Here is a 19,183-nt window from a genome sequence, read left to right on the forward strand (position 1 = left end):
GTTAGAATCGAGCGGCAATCTCCGATATTGCTCCGCAAACCCCAGCCAGCCGCATCAGCCAGGGACACTACCCATTCAAACAGGAAGATGATGATGAGACTCAAACCGCTCGCAACCGGTTTGTTCGCGCTCTGCTCACAGCTCAGCGCACAAGCCGCCATTCAAGAAGGTCTGGCCGACGCCAACTTGTTACCACGTCCCACCATTCCGCAAATTCAGTGGCAAACCTGCCCCGATATGCCGGACTTGCAATGCGCAGAAGTCAACGTGCCGCTTGACTACCGCAAACCGCAGGGCGAAAAAATCACGCTCGCATTGAATAAATATCCGGCCAGCAACCCGGCGCAGAAAATCGGCACGCTGTTTGTCAATCCGGGCGGCCCCGGCGGCTCAGGCGTGGATGCGGTGGCCAACGGCTTGGGCGCCGGTCTGGATCGCGGCTTGCAAGGCCGTTTTGATGTGATCGGCTTTGATCCGCGCGGCGTGGCCCGCTCCACAACCTTGCGCTGCTTCGCCAGCGAGGAAGAGCGCGCCCGATTCCTGCAAGACATGCCCTGGTTCCCCTATCAGGAAGCGCAATACCGGCCATTTTTTGCCAAAGCACAGGAAGTCACACAACGCTGCTTAAACAGCGCCAATCCGGTCACCGCCTACATGAGCACCGAAAACGTGGCGCGCGATATGGATTTACTGCGCCAGGCCGTGGGCGACGCCAAGCTGAGCTACATAGGCTTCTCCTATGGCTCCTTCCTTGGCGCGACTTACGCCGCACTGTTCCCGAAAAACCTGCGCGCGCTGGTGATTGACGGCGTGCTTGACCCTGCCTTGTGGTCATCCGGCTGGCAAATCTGGTCTGACCGTAAAAACACAGAACAGTCCTTCAATGAATTTCTGCGCCTGTGCGATGGGGCCGGCATAGACTTATGTCCGCTCAAAACCCGGCAACAAAGCGCGGCGCAGCGTTATCACGCCTTATTAGATGCGGTGCGGAAAAAACCATTGGAATTCGGTGGCCAGGTGTTTGACTACCCCACCTTGGTCGGCATCAGCGCACAATCCCTGTACCGCCCGGAAAGTTGGGGCGGGCCAAACGGCTTTGGCGCCATATTCGCCATGCTGGCCGATGCCGCGCTGGAGCAGAAATTGGAATTGCTGCCGCAAGCCCGGCAATTGCTGAAAGACATGCAGCAAGGCGCCGCAGCACCAGCTGGCAAGGAAGAATATCGTAACGGCTATGAAGCCTTCTTTGGCAATCACTGTGCGGATGCGGATTACCCCGGCACAGAATTGGAATTCCGTGCGATTGATTTCCTCGCCTCCATCGGCTCCGTGCAAGCGCCGTACTGGTGGTGGAGTTCCGCATCATGCGCCAAGTGGCCAAGCAATAAACAACGCTATACCGGCCCGTGGCAGATCCGCACCAATGCGCCGGTGCTGGTGGTCGGCAATTATTTTGACGGCGTCACCAGCTACGAAGGCGCACAAGCCGCCCACCGCGCACTGCAAGGCAGCCGCCTGCTCAGCTATGCCGGCTGGGGACACTGCGCCTATGGCCGCAATGCCTGCGTGCGCGAATACGTCAACCAATATCTGCTGGAAGGCCGCTTGCCGCCAGCCGGTACGGTATGCGCCGCCAATCCCAATCCTTTCCTGCCGCAAAGCGGTTTGATGAAAGAGGCGGTGGATCACAGCACATTGCCGGCGCTGCCGCCAAACTGGCCGCTGCGCTAAAACAAACGGGCGCCGCATTGGCGCCCGTTTGCCTATACGCGGCTTGCGCCGGCTCAAGGCGCAGGCTGCAAACGCTGCCGCAAATTCTCCACCTGCTGCGCGCTGGCGCGCAGCCCCAGCTTGCTGCGCCGCCATAAGATATCTTCCGCGCTGCGCGCCCATTCCACTTGCTGCAAATAACGCACTTCCGCCGCGTACAGGCCGGGGCAAATTTCCTCGCCCAATTCAGCCAGACTGCGCGCCTGTCCCAGAATTTGCGGCGTGCGCGCGCCATACGCGCGCGCCAGGCGTTGCAACAACGCTTGCGGCAAAAAAGGATATTGCGCCGCCAGCTTGGCGCAATACGCGGCAAACGCCTGCACATCTGTCACCAATTCGCCGGATTGCTGCAAATCGCCGCCTGGCAAGGGCGCGCTATGGCTCCAGGCGCGGCGCGCGGCGGCGGGCAGCGCAGCCAAAGACGGCAATAACATTTCCATAGCATCTTGCGCCAGCTTGCGATAAGTGGTCAGCTTGCCGCCCCACACATGCAGCAAGGGCGCGCCGGCGTCGGCTTGCAATTCCAATTTGTAATCACGGCTGACCGCCGCCGCATCGCTGTCCTCATCCAGCAAGGGACGCACGCCGGCATATGACCAGCGCACATCGGCAGGCGTGATATGACGCTGGAAATAACGATTCGCCTGCGCGCACAGATAATCAATTTCCTGCGCGCTGATCGCAACTTGCGCCGGGTCGCCGTGGTAATCGCAATCGGTGGTGCCGATCAGTGTGAAATCTTCTTGAAACGGCAGCGCAAACATAATCCGGCCATCATCGTTTTGGAACAGATAGGCATGCGGATGGGAAAACAGGCGCGGCACAATGATGTGGCTGCCTTGCACCAGACGCAGATTATGCCGGCGCGTGCTGCATTGATTGGCGAAGCGCGCCGCCCACGGCCCGGCCGCATTCACCAGCGCGCGCGCAGTCACGCTGCGCTGGCCCTTGTCATCTTCCAATTGCACCTGCCAGGCGCCGTTTTGCGCCTGCGCCGCAAGGCAGCGCGTGCGCGTCAAGATGGTCGCGCCACGTTCTTGCGCATCCAAAGCGTTCAAGACCACCAGACGCGCATCATCGACCCAGCCGTCAGCATAGGTGAAAGCGCGGCTGAATTGCGGCTGCAACGGCGCGCCCGCCTCATGTTGCGCCAGACGCACCATGGATGAACCGGGCAGCCATGCACGCCGCGCCAGATGATCATATAAAAACAGGCCGCAACGTATCATCCAGGCCGGACGCTGGTGCGGCGCGTGCGGCATCACAAATTGCAAGGGGTGACTGATATGCGGCGCCATGCGCAACAGCACTTCGCGCTCTTGCAAAGCCTTGCGCACCAGGGAAAATTCGTAATACTCCAGATACCGCAAGCCGCCATGAATCAGCTTGGTCGAAGCCGAAGAAGTGTGTTGCGCCAGATCGTCCTGCTCCACCAGCAAAACGCGCAAACCGCGCCCGGCGGCGTCGCGCGCAATGCCGCAACCATTGATGCCGCCGCCCACTACCAGCAAATCATATGCGGCTTGTGCTTGCGGGGGCTGCGTCTGCATGGTATTCCTTTACTGGTTGGGTGAATTGCTTCATTTTAAGATAAAGCGAAAATAAAGCAACACAAAACCATAGTAAAATCATTCGATTATTTTCGTTTATGTTCGTTTGGAGGCGTAATGCTGCCCCGTCATCGCCAAATTCTTGATTATGTGCGCCAACACGGCGACGCTTCCGTAGAACAGCTGGCGCGCGCGCTGGAAGTCACTGCGCAAACCATACGGCGCGATGTGCGCGAGTTGGAGCAAATGCAAATGCTGGCGCGCTACCATGGCGGGGTCGGTCTGCCGTCTTCGGTGCAAAACATCGCGTATGAAGCGCGCCAGGTCTTGCACATCGACGCTAAGCGCCGCATGGCGCAAGCGGTGGCGGCGCGCATCGAAGCCGGGCGTTCGCTGTTTTTAAATCTGGGCACCAGCACCGAAGAAGTGGCGAAAGCGCTGCTGCAGCATCGCGGCTTGCGCGTGGTGACGAATAATTTGAATGTGGCGGCGATTCTGGCCGACAACCAGGACGCGGAAATTCTGGTGGCCGGCGGCGTGCTGCGCCACCGTGATCGCGGCATCGTGGGTGAAGCGGCGCGCGATTTTGTGCGCCAATTCCGCGCCGACCTGGGTATTATCGGCGTCTCCGGGATTGAAGCCGACGGCACATTATTGGATTATGATTTGAGCGAAGTGCGCGTTTCGCAAGCGATTATCGAACAGTCGCGCGAAGTCTGGCTGGTGGCGGATCACACCAAATTCGCACGTCAGGCGCTGGTTAAACTGGGACACGCCAGCCAGATTACGCGGTTTTTCACCGACGCCGCGCTGCCGCCGGCGGCGGCGGCCAGTTTCGCCGGGGTGGAAATCATCATTGCATAAGCGCATGCGAGAAACGCATTTGCCGCCAGCCGCGCCGCATGGCAAGCTGTATATCTTATTCAATACAGGATTCCAAGCATGATCAATCCCGATTTGCAAAGCAGCATCTTGCAAGATTTTGAGCAACAGGGGCAGCTGTATCAAGAGCTGGCGCGCAACAGCGCAGAACTGATCAAGACCATGCTGCAAACCCAGGATTTGCATGTGCACTCAGTCACCTGGCGCTGCAAACAGCGCGACAGCCTGGCGCGCAAAATCGCCAACCCGGACAAAAGCTATCAACAACTGCACGACATCACCGATCTGGCGGCGGTGCGCATCATCACGTATTTTGACGACGAGGTGGACGCGATTGCGCAATTGATTGCGCGCGAATTCGCAATTGATGCGGAAAACTCCACCGACAAACGGCAGTTGCTGGAAATGGATCGCTTCGGCTACCAATCCATGCATTTCATCGCCGCATTTTCGCGCGAGCGCAGCGAATTGCTGGAATACAAACGCTTTGCCGGCCTGCGCATGGAAATCCAGATCCGCTCGATTTTGCAGCACGCCTGGGCTGAAATCGAACACGATCTGGGCTACAAATCCGCCAGCGGCATCCCGCGCGAAATCCGGCGCCGCTTTGCGCGCGTGGCCGGCTTGCTGGAATTGGCCGACGCCGAGTTTTCCGGCATCCGCCAGGCTTTGCATGTCTATGCCGACGGCTTGCCGCGCCAGATCGAGCAACACCCGGAACAAGTGGAATTGGATTTGCTCTCGCTGCAAACCGCTTACGCCGCCAATCCGCATTTGAAATCCCTGGATCGCGCGGTGGCGGCTGTGGCGCAAGCCAAATTAACGGGACATACCAGCTTTGTCTTGGAGCGCGCCCTGCCGCGCCTGGCGTTCTTGGGCATCAAGAGCGTGGCCGCGCTGGAACAAGCCGCGCGTGCGCAGGCGGCGCGGGTCGAAGCCTTTGCGCGCGCCTGGATGGCGGGCGACACCTACGGCAGTCTGGAAGTTGGCATCAGCAGCACTTATTTATGCTATGTCCTGGCCGGTGAGCGCCAAGAGCGCGAATTTGTGCTCGACTATCTGGCCGCCAGCGCCACCTTCGGCGTGCGTCAGCGCGAACGCATCGCGGACAATATCTTGCACATTTGCGCCAAATTGCCGCCGCTGGCGACATAAGCGAGCACACGCCCGCCTATAATCAAACTTCCTGACTTTGAGATGAGGCTTTTATGAGCATCCCCGCTGTACTGCAAGGCTTGCGCCTGCCTGTGATTTGTTCCCCGCTGTTTATCGCCAGCAATCCGCGCTTAGTGGCGGAGCAATGCAAAGCCGGCCTGGTCGGCTCCTTTCCCGCACTGAATGCGCGTCCGGCGGAATTGCTGGATGAATGGCTGGGCGGTTTGAAAGCAGAGCTGGCGGCCTGGCAAGCCGCGCATCCCGAGCGCAAAGTCGGCCCGTTTGCCGTGAATCAAATCGTGCACCAATCGAATGACCGCCTGCAGCATGATGTTGAATTGTGCGTCAAACATCAGGTTCCTATCATCATTTCCTCACTGCGCGCGCCGCCGCCGGACATGCTGGATGCGATTCACAGCTATGGCGGCATCGTCATGCACGATGTGATTTCGCTGCGCCACGCCGAAAAAGCCTTGGAAGCCGGGGTCGATGGTTTGATTCTGGTGGCCGCCGGGGCCGGCGGTCATGCTGGCGCGCTCTCGCCATTTGCCTTAGTCGGCGAAGTGCGCCGCATGTTTGACGGCCCGATTGCGCTGGCCGGTTCGATCGCCAGCGGCGACGGGATTTTAGCGGCGCAAGCGATGGGAGCGGATTTCGCCTATATCGGCACGCGCTGGCTGGCCACGCCGGAAGCGAATGTGACGCAAGCCTACCGTGACGCGATTATCGAATCGGCGGCGGGGGATGTGGTGTACACCAATTTATTTACCGGGGTGCATGGCAACTATCTGAAAAAATCCATCGTCGCCGCCGGTCTTGACCCGGACAATCTGCCGGTGGCGGATAAGAGCAAAATGAATTTCGGCGGCGGCAGCGCAGCCAAAGCCTGGAAAGATATCTGGGGCGCAGGACAAGGCGTGGGCATGATGGACGATGCGCCGCCGGCGGCAGAGGTGGCGGACAGGTTGGAAGCGGAATACCGCGCAGCGCGCCAGCGGTTGGGACTGTAAGAATACCGCCGCTCCGGCCTAAAGCGAGGTGGCGTTCTTGCCGGAGCAAAACAGGCGTCGCAAGCACGACGCCTGCTTCAAGCGCCGCGTAATCCTAAACGCCTGGCGCTGGCGGCCAACCCCGGCGCCATGAATAATGCTTGCATGTTCTGCACTCTGATTTTGCTTTGTGCCCGGGAAAACAGCACCACTGCCTTGCCGGTATTCACATGTCGCGACATATACAACAAGCCATCATATTCAGCCGGGTTTTGAAACACGCCTAAGGCCCATTGCCTGGTAACGGCGTAATCAGCGCTGCCTCCCAACCCGGCATGCGCGCCCATGCGCTTGAGCGCTGCGCCGGTCAAATCCGCCAGCCGCAAATTTTCCCCTTCAAATTGAAACAGCCAACGCTGCCGCAACTCCACTGCTGCAATATGAAACAGCCCATCGCAAGGTATCGCATCATGCAACACGGTTTCCGCCAATGCGACATCCAAACTGAGCGCAAAATAACAAGCCGCATACGAGGGTGGCATATCTGGCGCATCAAAGCGATTGCAAGCGTTCGCGCCGAACCAGGGTTCGCCAGTCTCAAAACGGGAAATGCGCAGCAGACGCTGCGCAGGCAGATAGACGGTTTTGTGTTTGTAATTGGCAAACCCGGCTGGCGGCAAGTCCAATTCCAGCGCTGCCATCAATCAAGTCTCAATAAAAGCGCGGGCGGCTTGCAAGACCGCATCCAGCTGCCCTGCGCGCAATGCTTGCAAGGGCGTTTTGCCGGAAAGCGTATGACGCGGCTGCGTAAAAAATTGCCATTGCGAGGCGCCAGGCAAATCCAGCATGACTTTACAGACTTTTTCCAGCTGCCTGCGATTAAAGCTGTGGTCGGTAAAAAAAGCGGGATACCACTGCACCCCATTCGGGCCATCAAGATAAAACATGCGTCCCTCACGCACTGCCTTGCTCACCGCTTGACGGGAAATGCCCAAACGTTGCGTAAAATCCGCCGCAGAGAGCAAGCGCCCGGCCTGGAAATGCTGGGCGCGCAGGCGCAAGCCTTGCTGCTCCATTTCTTCCAGCAGTGCGCGGTTTTGGGATGGGATATCAGGAATGGCTGCGCGCGCCGCGACAGGCTCGGCGGCTGACGCATTTGCAGCGTTGGCGCGCCCGCTTTGTGAGGTGTCATGTGCAAGCCGCATAAGCAGACCTTGAGGCATGAGAAGATGCTCTATCCGCAGCATATCTACAGGCAGCGCATCTTTTTCAATGGCCGCTTTTCTCAAAAGAAAAGGCCCATTTGCCTTTAAACGTTGCGGGTTCAAAGCCACAAAAAGGTCTTCGTCCAATTCCAGCTCAGCTTGCAAATCGGATTGAAATGTTTCCCAGCTTTTTTGCAATTTGCCGCTGGCGACAATGGTTTTACCATCGCCCAGGTCAAACACAAGTGGATTATTCAGCGCAGTCATAGCACACACCTTTCAAGCATCATGCCTGTAGTTAAGCATGCCATGTCAACCATGTCAACCAGCCCGCCTATCAAGCGCCGGACGCCCGCTTTACTGTATGCCGCCATATGCGATAATCAAGCTTCCTGCCTGGATTCGGCCGCCAATCTTGTAAGGAGTCGCCCATGTTCGACCGCACCGCCGAACGCGCCGCCGATGAAGCCGCCGTGCGTATCATGCAAAGCCCGGCCAGCCAGACCACCTTACGCCCCTTGCAGCCCGGCCAAAGCCAGTTCGGCGGCAACGCCGGCCAGGCCTTGGATGCGGGCACGCAAAGCTTTATGCAAGCCCGCTTTGGCGCCGATTTCAGCCAAATCCGCACCCACACTGACGCAGCCGCTGCGCGCCGTTGCGAGGCGCTGGGCGCGCAAGCCTTCACCTGGCGCAATCACATCAGTTTCGGCAAACATCAGCAACCCGGCGTCAACGCACTGACCGCGCATGAATTGGCGCATGCGGTGCAGCAAGGCGGCGGCGGACCGGGCTTGGCGGCGCAAGCGCCTGCGCTGCAATGCAAATTGCAGTTTCGCGAGCTGGATGCGCTATTGCAGGCCATGTTACTAAAAAGAAATCCGCGCCTGAATTTCATCTCGGCATGGGCGCGGCGGCAGGAATTGGCGCAACGTCTCAATCAGTTAAATCCGGGCCTGCAATACGACGCCAGCGGCAATCAACTGCGCTACCAACTTCAACCTGGCGCCAGACTGGATGGTTTTGATCAATTTATGATGGAACAGATTGACCGTGCGGCAGTGACGCCGTTGGTGCTGATCGGGGGGCATCGCCTGTCCATGGTTGACAGCTATCAATTTGGTTTAGTTGACCTGGATGATCTACTGGCCAGCGATGCGCAAGGTCTGCGTTTTGTCCTGCTGCATTTCTTGCGTGAACGCGCCGCGCCATTGCCAGCGCAGGGCGCAGCGGCGGCGGAAGAGTACGCCGCCATTCTCGGCGCCGAACGTTTGCAAAGCATTTACTACAACGACGCACATCATGCTGGCATTCAACAGGAGCTGATGTATTACCGCCAAACCTTGCTTGACCCCAGCCTGGTTGAACTGCCTATCGCACACGGCAGAAATCGCGCCAGGAATCGTTTTTTACGCATACACCGCAGCCAGTCCTTTGGCTACCGGCTGCGTTTTGAAGCACACCAGGTGCGCGACCACGCGGTACGCGGGATACAAAGCAGCATCAGCTTCCCGCGAACATTATCCCGCGCCCGCATTAAGCAAAGCCTGCGCCAGATGCTGGGTGAACATGCGCCAGCCTTGCAGCAGACGCTGCTGCGCGGGGCGCAAGTTCCTTTGCAGGAATATATCCAAGCGCGACAAGCGGCAACAGGATTGGCGCCAATAGAATCCAGGCAAGAACCGAATCCGCAGCCGCTGCCGGATGACATCGGGCATGGCGAAGCTGATTTCCAGCTTCCCTGAAATATCTTCAACCGTGCAAGCGGCCCTCCTGCGCTTATCCGCAGCCTCAATGCACAAGGCCAGCCGGCCCGCTTACGCCTCCGGCGCCCCGCTCGGTGAGGGGAAAGGCTGGTTTGACGGCGCAGGCGGCGGCTGGCGCAGCGCTTCACTGCTCTCCTGGAAAATGCGATAACAGCTATTGAGCAGCGAGACATCCCATTTATTGCCGTCGCGCCGGGCAAAGCCAAGCGGCGCGTAATAGTGGCGCACGCCATGTGGCGCAGCAAAGTCAATTCTGCCATCTGCATTCAAGGGCCAATCCGTGATCCTGGTCTGCCCGACCCGCATCGGAATCATCCAATAATCGCCAGCGCGGCAAGTTCCATTGTTAAAACAAATTTGCAAACCGTCTTCCACGTCCTGCGCTTTGCCATCATCCTCAAATTTCAATACGCCGCCGTTTTCTTCCGCTTTGCTGCCGCGCTGATCCCAGCGGCGCACGCGCGGGCGTTGCGATGGCGCCGGCAGATCAAATTCCAGTCCTGCCGCCATCTCGGCCACCAGCACGCCAGGCTCAACCCGCACCAAGCGCAACATCTGGCCGCCGCTGCCTTCCAATTCCTGATCCGCATCCAGCACTTCAACCCAATCGCCTGCGGCAAAACCCCGGCTGCTGTCAACCTTCAAGGCATACATGCCCGGCCCGGCTGCGGCGGCGCTATCCAGCCCTAAGAGTGCGACACACAAACTGCCATTATCACGCGACCATTTCCAAAACAAAGGCTTGCCTTCCTTATCCACCTGATGAATCTCAATCCGGTACAAATGATTCTCCATGCCGCGATAGGCCGCTTCCGGCGCCAGCAAACACGGGCTGTCATATTGCTCCTGATCCATCAATTTCGGATACAGACCAAGCGGGGTGGCAGCCTGCAATTGTTGCAATGCAATTTGACATGGCGCCGGCAACTCCTGCAAACGCGCCTCGACGATACTCAGATGCTCGCGCGAGCTTTGCACCAAGCGTTCCCAGCTGGCATGGTCGGTGCTGGGCTGGCCCGGGATGTAGAGAGTGAATTGCGGATTGGCCGACAAATGCATTTGCTGCTCAAAATTTTCGGTGCGCCAACGCAAGGCCTGCGCCACTGACTGCAGCGAGCTGCGTTCATCAATATACGCTTGCAAGCTATTGCCATCCATTTCCAGCAAAGCGCTCTTTACCTGCCACACCAGTTTGCTGCGTTGACAGGTGTCGATTCCCGCTAAAGCCGGCTCCCGGATTTGCGCATCATCCAGCGCAGTCACCAGACGTTCGCTGACATCCAGATAGAGAAAGGCGGCGCGCGCACCTTGACTGTCCCATGCCTCACTCAAGCCATCGCCCACAGGCGGGGTATAGTCCGGTTGCTTGAAATAGCTGACATTGCCTGATTCATTTTCCAGCATCAAGCCATGCACATACATACGCCCGGCGGAAATTTGCAGATCAGGCACACTATTGGCCACGCCGCCACTGCTGATGCTGAGCGCAAGCTTAAACCCGGGCGCCGCCTGCGGCGCGCCATACGCCCCGATCAAATCGCGCGCCAGGGTGCGCAAATGGTATTGCTGAATCTGGCTTTGCTCATTGGCGTCAGCATCCAGCATCACCCGTCCCTGTTGCTGCAGCACGCGCGAATAGTGTTTGGCCGGGTCGAAGCTGTCACGGGAAAAATCGGCTTTCATATCAAATCCTCGGTTTTCAGTTCATGTCAATAATGGCGGCCTGCATCCCGGCTGCCGTGTATTCATCCAGCCGTGCTTGCAAATGCGCGCGCCGTTGCGGCTGGTACAGATTGTGAAACACGCCCATTTCCGCACCGCTCTCAGCGCCGGCGGCGATTTCCGCCGCGCTGCGCAATTGCGCATAGCCCGGACGGCCATAGCGACGGCTGACAAATTGCGGGGTCAATTCCAGCAGGCGGCTGTGACGGCGCTGCGCCTGCTGTGCCGCTGACAAATCTGTCTCCGCGTCAATCTGCGCAAACGCCAGATCCGGCTGGCAGGCATAGCGGCGCGGGGTGCGGCAACCGGGTGGAATCCAGCAATAGCGCATGCAGCCGATCTGACGCCGCGCCACATGCAGGCAATCGGTGAAAATCGTGTCTTGCGCCAGACTCAGCGCATGCACATTGCAAATCCCGAACACAGTGCTGCGCTGAATATCCAGCAGACAAAAAGCGGGCGTCGCATCCAGCGCGCCCAGGGCTTCCTTGTACGGCGCGCAGGCATCCAGAATCGAATCGCGGATACACAAGGGCAAGGGGTCTTGCAGACTTTCATCGGCCTGGATTTGAATCGAACCGAGTATGCAATGCTCAATCCGCACTTCGGCGCGCAGCTTGATCAATTCCAGCGAAGGCTCGGCTGGCCGTTTAGCGCTGCAATCCTGCTCCAGCCCCCAGCCTGGAACCAGGGTGCAGTGGCGCAATATCAATTGCGCATTGCAAATCCCGGTTTGCGGCGCCGGCGGCCCATCCAGCGCAGCCTTGACCGCGGCTGCGCTGCTGGTCAGCGCGCTTTCATCCTCTTCCACATCGCTGTCCGGCATACTGGCCGGGTGCGCCGGCGCATGCGCGCCTTCAATTGCCGCCGCGCTGGACGCGCCCAACATGCCAGGCCCGCTCACAGTCAAACTGCAACCTGTCACCAGCAAACCATCCAGCACCAAACGGCTGCCCGCGCCCATCACCACCAGGAAGGAATCCGGCGCATCGGTTTGCCAATCCAGCAAACGCAAGACCGGGCGCATACCCTGCGCCGCGCGCAATTGCAGACTGTTGCCATGCGGCACTTCAAACGCCAGCGGCTCGGTGTACACCGCGTTATCGCACAGCTCCAGCACCGCATCTTGCGGCTTGTCCTGGCGCCAGGCTTGCAGGGCTTCGCTGATGCGTTTATGCGCCTGATCGCGGCCGATTTTATACACGCGCGCCGTCTGCAAAGCGCCATCTTCGCGCATGCGCGGGGCCGGCTCAATCAAGGGCCGCTGGTAAGCGCCGCCGCCCAAGGCATCTGCCAAACCATAGTTGTAATTCACGCGCACGCCTTTGCGCGGCAATTGCGAAGGCGGAAAAACAAAGCGCCCGCGCTCAGGATCGAGCGCAATCTTGCCTTGCGGCGGGGTGTATTTCCAATCCGCCAAATCGGCCACGATGATGGCTTCCGGCGCAATCGGCGTCTTGCCGTCTGAATCATTCCAGCCGGGCGCATAAATCGCCAGGCTCTTGCCCTCGCCGTACAAATCATGCAAGCGGCGCGCCAGCATGCGGCGCGTGATTTGCAGCGGTAAATTGATCTCATCGGCCAGCGCCATCGTATCGCTCTCCGCCTGCGGCTTGATGAAGAGCGGCGCATCCTGTCCCAATACGCTGAAAGTGAAGCAATGCGGGCCGCTTTTTTCATGGCAATACGCGGCGCAGTATTGCACCGGCCAGCTGCGCAGACGCCAGATAAACAAACCCAGCGCAGCCGGCTGGCGCCAGCCTTGCCGCATACCGGAACGCAGATGCGGATCGCGCATGCGCCGCACATCAATCGTATGCGCCAGACTGCCAAACGGGCCGCCTTCCTGCTCCAAAGCTTGCATATTGCGCAAATCCGCCCATTGGGCGCGCTCGGGATGGCTGAAATTCAGATGCTGGTTCCAGCCCAGGGTGGGGTAAAACTCTTGCGCGCGCGCCGGCCAGGAGGCGGCGCGCGCCAATTCTTCCAACAGCGCCAGACTGCCCTTGCGCTGACGCCAGCGCACAGTCTGTCCCAGCTCGCGGCGCGGGGCCAGCGCACGCGTCAGCGCGCCGGCTTGCGCCGCCGGCAGGGCCGCGCTGCCAGACTGCGGCGCCAGGCCCAGCAACTCGCCCAGATAGGGCAAGAGCCAGTCTTCGGCGGTTTCGACAAAATAATTTTGATACAGGCGGCTGATATCGTCTTCCAGCAGATTGACTTGCGCGCCGATCACGCGCAACAGCGCTTGCAGCACATGGCCGTGCTCCGCATCGCGCATGCGGTGAATCGCCGGCAATAGCGCATACAGGCGGTCGATGCGGGGATCTCGTTCAGTAGCGGGAATCATGGTGCGCTCACAAAATCTGGTTGAGAATCAGGGTTTCCGGCAAGCCGGCGGCAAACAGCGCCAGCCAGGCCGGGCTGAGCGGGGCAGCGGGCTGTCCCTCTGCCAGCAGCGCGGCATGCACTGCCTGCGGCAGCACAGCGGGACGCTGGCGGCTGTCAAACCCTTTGCCTTGCTGCGCAATATCGCGCAGACGGCGCGCCAATTCCTGCAGATCGGGCAAGGCGCGGCTGCCATCGCGCTGTGTGATTTTTTCCGGCACGCCGCCGAAATTTTCAATCCGCACCCAGGCCACGCCCGCCACATTTTGCAGCGCCGCCAGCACTTCGCATAACAAAGCCGGCTGGTTCAAATCGCGCGCCGCAAAGCTGAAGGTTTGCAGCAGCGCGGCGCGTGCGCGCGCTTCCACGTCTTCCCATTGATAACCGGCTTGCAAAGCCAGTCCGGCTTGCAGCACCAACACAATCAATTCGCGGATATCCAGATGCAGCGGCAGATCAGGGTCGCCCAGCTCACGCATGGCGCTGCGCAGTGCGCGCAGCAGATCCGCATCCTGGCTCAAAGGCGCATCGCGCGCGCCGGCCAGGGTGAGTTGCAAAACTTCGCGCCGGCCATCGCTGCTTTTGCGCGCCAGCGCCTTGCCGATGCCGGCGAAGCTGCGCGCGAAATTGGCGTAATCGCGCAGCGACACCAGGCGCGTCAAAGCTTGGCTGGCGAGCGGCAGATTGGCGCGCGCCTCATCCCGGCTTTCCGCATCCGCCCCGCCTTCCGCGCGCAGCGGGTTGCGCACCGCCTGCACGCCCAGCGGATGGCTCAGTAAAAGGCTGATTTGTTCTGCCCGCACATTGCCGGCGGCGCCGATGCCCTGGCGGTATTCCGCCTGCACATTTTCCACCCCGCCCGGCAGGCGCGCGCCGTTGACGCCATCGCCAAAACAGATGCGGGTCGCGCCGTCGTCGTCGATCTGCAGCATATACGCCCGGCTGCGCCCATCTTCATGCGCCAGATTCGGCGTCTCACGCCAGGCGATGCGGTTGACCAGCACTTGCAAGCTGCTGTCCACCCCTTGCGCATTGGCTGCCGGGGTAAAGGTCAGCGGCAATTGTTTCAGATTGAATTGCTGCAGGCTGTGCGCGGCATTGCCGCTGCCCAGGGTCTCGCGCCGCGTCTCGCCGTGGGTGGCGCGCGCCACATTGGCATGCAGCACCAGGCTGTCGCGTTTGTAGCGGTAGGCGCAGGGGGTGGCGAACACCAGGGTGGTGTGCAGACTGTCGCCGGGCACAGACGGGTCATAGCTGTGGCGCAATGAAGCGATCATCAACAGTTCCGCCGCGCGCACCCCGCGCACGCCTTGGATATCGGCGCGTTCGCCTTCCAGAATCACCCAGCGGCCCGAGGGCAATTCTTTGTACAGGCCGTCGAGTTCGATTTGATCCGGTTGCGCTGGCGCGGGCACAGCATCGGTGAGCGGGGCGGGCGCCAGTTGCAAGGCTTCCGGCTGCGCCAGAATGCGCGCGCTGCGTACGAAGCCGATGCTGTCCGCACCCTGCACCCCGCCGACATCATTACCGGCTGTTGGCGAAATCGATTTGCGCGGATCCCAGGCTGTGCGATCAAGCTGCAAACGCGTGCACTTTGCACTCACGCCAAACGCGCTGCGATTGCTGAAGCCGACATCGCGCACATAAAACACAGGATTAGAAGGTTCGCCGCGCATCGGCAGCAGCAGCAACGCTTGGCCAGGCTGCAAGTGTTGATTTTCCTGCCCCAGCCACAGCGCATCGCCCACTTCATCTGCGGGCAGACTGTCCCAATCCGTCCAATCTTTTTGCGCTGACAACACGGGAGGATTGCCCGGGCTGTATTTGGGCGGAATCGGCGACTGCGCGCCAAGCATGCTGTGCTCTGCGCGCATCACATACAGCGCTTGCAATGGCGCACTGCTGCGCTCCAGTTGCGCGCCTTGCCAGGCGCGGTAAAAATCAGCCCGCAATCCTGGCGCGATTTCAAACAGCAATTGTGGATGGGTGTCTGCGCCTGCAGCAAAACTGCGTCCCAAATCACGCCGCAATTGCTGACTGTTGCCGGCTTGCGGCACAGGCGCTTGCAATAAACCTTGCAACAACTCGCTGATTTGCAGCGGATGCATCTGCGGCGCCATACGCCACCAATTTTCCAATGCATCGGCAAAGTGCAATAAAGGCTGGCGCAAGGCGGCATCGAATGTGCTCAGGTAGATATCAAACAGATCTTCCACCCAGCGCCCGCGCAAACTCTCATCGCCATCCAGGTCGGCCAGGCAACTATTCGCTTTATTCGCAATTGTGCGCAGCGCCTCGTACTGCATACGCCAGGCATTGCGCATCGCCGTTTGCACATCATTCAGCACCCTTTGTTCGTCTGCACTGAGCGCGTTCCATGCGGGCGCATTTTCTTGCTTGGCCCGCAACAGGCTTTGCACTTGCGGCTGCGCATAAAACTGTTGCAGCGAGCTGACAAAACCGCTATGCCATAGCGGATGCCGGGCCGGCTCTGCGTCCAAAGTAAACTGCAATGCTTGCAGCTCGACCCGGGTGCGGGCATTCGCGTTGTCAGCCTGCACAGCCGCCACGATGCGCAGCGCATATTCAGCGCCAAAATCAAATAATAAATACTGTCCCGGACGCAAATTCAATTGCGCGCCTTGCAGCCACACATGATCCAGACTGAGCACGGTATCCAGCGCAACCCGCTGTGGCCGGCTGCTGCGCGCGCGCAAGGCATTCCACTCGCTGCGCGCCGGCAGGTCTTCGGCGGTTTCAAAGGTCTGCGGCAATTCATCCGGCCCCGGCACGCTTTGCACCCGGCTGCCGCGCGCAATCAGCGCCGGCTCAGTCTGTTCAGGATCAAGCGTGAAGGCCAGATATACGCTGGCGGCGACGCCGGGACGCAGACGGTAGCCGACCAGGCGCGCCATTTCCAGCACTGAGCGGCGTTCCTGCGCGGTGCGCAAAAACGCTTCATTCGCAATCCGCTCCTGGTAAAAACTGAGCACATCCGCCGCGCAGGCCCAGGCGTCCATCAGGGCGATCGCCGGGTCTTCCAGACTTTGCGTGTGCAACCCTTGCAAGGGACGCACATATTGCGGCTGGCCATTGTTTTCCAGGGTCACGCTTTGTTGCGGCGCGCGCGCCAGCATGGCTTGCATAAAACTGGCGTAATCGCCGCAGCGGTAGCGCAGCGCCGGCAAACCGGGCCGGTTGCGCAGCGGCAGCGGGGCTGCCGCCGGCGCGCTGCACGCGCATGGCGTGCTGTGACAGGTGCAGGATGTCATGCGCGGCCTCCACAAAGTATCAGGCGCAATTGCCCGTGTTCAGGAAAATCAGGATCTTGCGCGACTTGCGCAATCTCATCCGGCCCGAGTTGCAACACGCCGCGCGCCAATTCCTGATTCGGCGCGCAATACAAACGCTGCAATTTTGTGACGGTGGCGCAAGCTACGCCGGGCTGCGCCATGGCCAGCGCGGTCAATTGCGAGACATGGATCGCCTGGCCGAAACTGAGGCGGTCGGGATGGAACAGGCCCAGGCTGCCATCGGCCAGCACAGCGCGCCCGAACACCGCTTGCAAAGGGGGCCGCAAATCGGCCTGGCGATAGCCTTCCTGCACACAAATTTCCAGCGCAATATCGAGCGCGACGTAACGCGCCGCCTTGATGCGCAAGTCATGTCCCATGCGGCGGCCACGCAACACACGCTGCTGCACCGCATGCAACAGCGCCGGCGGACAATCTTCACGCCCGCGCGGATCAAGCGCGACTTGCGCCTCATACCAGCTGCCATTCCAGGCCAGGCGCGCGGCGGCGCTCTGCAGCGCAGAATGTTGCTGCGCCAGCGCGGCATAGTCTTGCGCCAGAATCGCCCTTTGCAGCGGACGGCCCGCCAGATCAGCGGCAAACAATTTGGCCGCCTGCATGTCTTCCGCCGCGCTGCCGCCCACTGCCGCTGTCAAATTGCGCGGCCTGAGCGTGACGCCGGACGGGGCTTGCGCGCGATAAATCAAGCGCCGCACACTGTCCACGCCGAGATTGCCGGCCACGCCATTGCCCAGCAGGTATTCGGCTTCAAATTGCAAGCCGGCTTCCGGGCGCCAGCCACATTCGCCATCGCCAAAGCGGAGTTGCGCCCGCCCCTGATTATCAATTTCAACCACGAAATGCAAATCATGCGGCGTGCTGTCGAGCAAATCCAGGCGCGCCTGCCAGCTGCGCCCGAGGCTGTCTTGCAAGCGGATGGCCGGCAAAGCTTGCCGCACATCTTGCGCAAGCCAGGCCGCCGCCGGCGCCGCCAAGGGCAGCGGCGCGCCCCAGCCAAGCGGGGCCGCGTCCAATTGCGGCGTGAAGGCGCCGGCCTGCACGCTGACTTCCCCCGCTTGCGCCACGCAGGCGCAAGCTTGTTCCAGATGCAAAAACGGAACCTGGCCCAGATCCTGGCGCCGCACATGGCCATGCTGCAGCAAAATCAAATTGGCGCGCGCCACGCTCAAATCCTGCAGCCAGGCGCAGGCCGGGGCCGGGCCGATGGCCGACAGCGGCAAACAAAACGGCAAGGCGTCGGCCTCGTCCCACGCCACCTCCAGCAGCGGCAGCGCGCCGCCATCGGCCAGCGGCGTCAAGGGATCGCTGTTTTGCCGCACTTGCGTCAGGCGCACCACATGGCGCAGCCCGGCCGCGCCGCAGGCCATGCCCTGGCGGTCTTGCACTTGCTCCAGGGCGAGGAAATCGCCCACCGCCAGATCCAGGCAGCGCTTGCCATGCTGATCCGCATCGCGCAGGGTGCAGGACGTGCTGCCCTGGCGCAACTGGCAAAACGCGCCGCCCCAGTCATGCAACACAATCCGGTTGTGCGCGCGCCGCAAGGTCTGCTGCCCGGACGGCCAGGCCACACTGAAGGCTTGCGCCAGCCAATGCGGCGGCAGATCCTGCAGCGCCAGCGGGGCCGGGGCCGGCGGCACATCGAAACCGGGCTGATCCGGGGCAAAATAAAATTGCTGCAGATCCAGCGCCACATCGGCGTCGGTCTCCAGCTGCAGCCAGGCGCGCGCATGGCAGCCTTCGTGCAAACGGTAATCCACCAGCCGCGCATGGCGGCGCACCGAAATGCGCTGCAAGGCGGTGTGCAAATACGCTTCGCTCGCCACCGCATCCTGGTAATACGCGAGTTGATCGGCGACGCTGGCCAGCAATTCGGCCAGGGTCACGCCCAGGTCAGCCGCATGTTGCTCATTCCAGCCAGGCAGATTCAGGGCCAGGCGATCCAGCAAAAGTTGGCGCATGGCCGGATAATCGCGCGCCGTGTAATCCAACAAGGGCGGCGGCGCTGGCGGCGCGGCGACGGCGGGCGCTGGCTGGCAATCCAGCGCGCTGGGACAGTCGCGCCGGAAATAAAATTGCGCGCGCGCATAACGCTGATCAATCTGCGGCAAGTCCACCAGCTCCAGCCAATACGGTGAAAAATCGCCCACCTTATCGACTGTCAGCAGCAGCACATCGTCTTTATCCGCATCCTGGGCCGGCTGCGCCTGCACGCGCACAATGCGCAGCTCGCGGATGCGGCGGCCGCCGCTGATGCGCAGATGGCGCGGCGCGTCCGCTGTCATCAATTGCGGCGGCAGGCGGCCAAAAAACACGGCCAGCAATTCATCCGGCTGATTGCCGCCTTCGACATAATCGAGTCCGTTCCAGGCCCCCGCCCCGCGCTGCGCTTCACGCAGCAACACGCGCCGCCGGTCGTATTCGCAACATTCGCTCATCTCGCCTCCGCCT

The 19,183-nt window shown here is 60.6% G+C and carries 12 protein-coding genes; 5 read left to right on the plus strand and 7 right to left on the minus strand.

The window, feature by feature from the left end:
* Positions 1-87 precede the first annotated feature (87 nt).
* On the plus strand, positions 88-1,731 hold the full coding sequence (locus tag V8J88_RS20210) for an alpha/beta hydrolase (RefSeq protein ID WP_338846059.1): 1,644 nt from the start codon (positions 88-90) through the stop codon (positions 1,729-1,731).
* Between the two features lie 53 nt (positions 1,732-1,784).
* Here V8J88_RS20210 and glpD read toward each other — a convergent pair whose 3' ends face one another.
* Complete coding sequence (gene glpD / locus V8J88_RS20215) at positions 1,785-3,320, minus strand: glycerol-3-phosphate dehydrogenase (RefSeq protein ID WP_338846060.1); 1,536 nt, start codon at positions 3,318-3,320, stop codon at positions 1,785-1,787.
* Between the two features lie 117 nt (positions 3,321-3,437).
* Between glpD and V8J88_RS20220 the strand changes: the two genes are divergently transcribed.
* The 3 genes from V8J88_RS20220 (at position 3,438) to V8J88_RS20230 (ending at position 6,367) form a co-directional block, all read left to right on the plus strand.
* Positions 3,438-4,184: a DeoR/GlpR family DNA-binding transcription regulator gene (locus V8J88_RS20220; protein WP_338846061.1), complete on the plus strand. Its 747-nt coding sequence runs from the start codon at positions 3,438-3,440 to the stop codon at positions 4,182-4,184.
* 78 nt (positions 4,185-4,262) lie between these two features.
* Positions 4,263-5,357: a hypothetical protein gene (locus V8J88_RS20225; protein ID WP_338846062.1), complete on the plus strand. Its 1,095-nt coding sequence runs from the start codon at positions 4,263-4,265 to the stop codon at positions 5,355-5,357.
* Positions 5,358-5,410: 53 nt separating this feature from the next.
* Positions 5,411-6,367, plus strand: coding sequence for a nitronate monooxygenase family protein (locus V8J88_RS20230; protein WP_338846064.1), 957 nt, complete (start codon positions 5,411-5,413; stop codon positions 6,365-6,367).
* A gap of 77 nt (positions 6,368-6,444) precedes the next feature.
* On the opposite strand, the gene V8J88_RS20235 is transcribed toward V8J88_RS20230, so the two are convergent.
* Positions 6,445-7,047, minus strand: coding sequence for an RES family NAD+ phosphorylase (locus V8J88_RS20235; RefSeq protein WP_338849941.1), 603 nt, complete (start codon positions 7,045-7,047; stop codon positions 6,445-6,447).
* A 3-nt stretch (positions 7,048-7,050) separates the two neighbouring features.
* Positions 7,051-7,818 carry a hypothetical protein gene (locus V8J88_RS20240; RefSeq protein ID WP_338846065.1) on the minus strand — a complete coding sequence of 256 codons (768 nt, stop codon included), beginning with the start codon at positions 7,816-7,818 and terminating at the stop codon, positions 7,051-7,053.
* Positions 7,819-7,982: 164 nt separating this feature from the next.
* On the opposite strand from V8J88_RS20240, the gene V8J88_RS20245 reads away from it, so the two are divergent.
* Positions 7,983-9,293 (plus strand): DUF4157 domain-containing protein, encoded by a 1,311-nt coding sequence (locus V8J88_RS20245; RefSeq protein WP_338846066.1) that lies wholly within the window; start codon positions 7,983-7,985, stop codon positions 9,291-9,293.
* A 72-nt stretch (positions 9,294-9,365) separates the two neighbouring features.
* On the opposite strand, the gene V8J88_RS20250 is transcribed toward V8J88_RS20245, so the two are convergent.
* Genes V8J88_RS20250 through V8J88_RS20265 form a run of 4 tightly spaced genes read right to left on the minus strand, consistent with a single transcriptional unit; the run spans position 9,366 to position 19,170 of the window.
* On the minus strand, positions 9,366-10,997 hold the full coding sequence (locus V8J88_RS20250; protein ID WP_338846067.1) for a DUF6519 domain-containing protein: 1,632 nt from the start codon (positions 10,995-10,997) through the stop codon (positions 9,366-9,368).
* 16 nt (positions 10,998-11,013) lie between these two features.
* Positions 11,014-13,383 (minus strand): hypothetical protein, encoded by a 2,370-nt coding sequence (locus tag V8J88_RS20255; protein ID WP_338846068.1) that lies wholly within the window; start codon positions 13,381-13,383, stop codon positions 11,014-11,016.
* A 7-nt stretch (positions 13,384-13,390) separates the two neighbouring features.
* Positions 13,391-16,693: a putative baseplate assembly protein gene (locus tag V8J88_RS20260; protein ID WP_338846069.1), complete on the minus strand. Its 3,303-nt coding sequence runs from the start codon at positions 16,691-16,693 to the stop codon at positions 13,391-13,393.
* Positions 16,690-19,170 (minus strand): hypothetical protein, encoded by a 2,481-nt coding sequence (locus V8J88_RS20265; RefSeq protein ID WP_338846070.1) that lies wholly within the window; start codon positions 19,168-19,170, stop codon positions 16,690-16,692. The genes V8J88_RS20260 and V8J88_RS20265 overlap by 4 nt, the downstream gene beginning before the upstream one ends.
* Positions 19,171-19,183: the final 13 nt, after the last annotated feature.

The sequence above is a fragment of the Massilia sp. W12 genome (genome assembly GCF_037300705.1).
Taxonomy (GTDB): domain Bacteria; phylum Pseudomonadota; class Gammaproteobacteria; order Burkholderiales; family Burkholderiaceae_D; genus JACPVY01.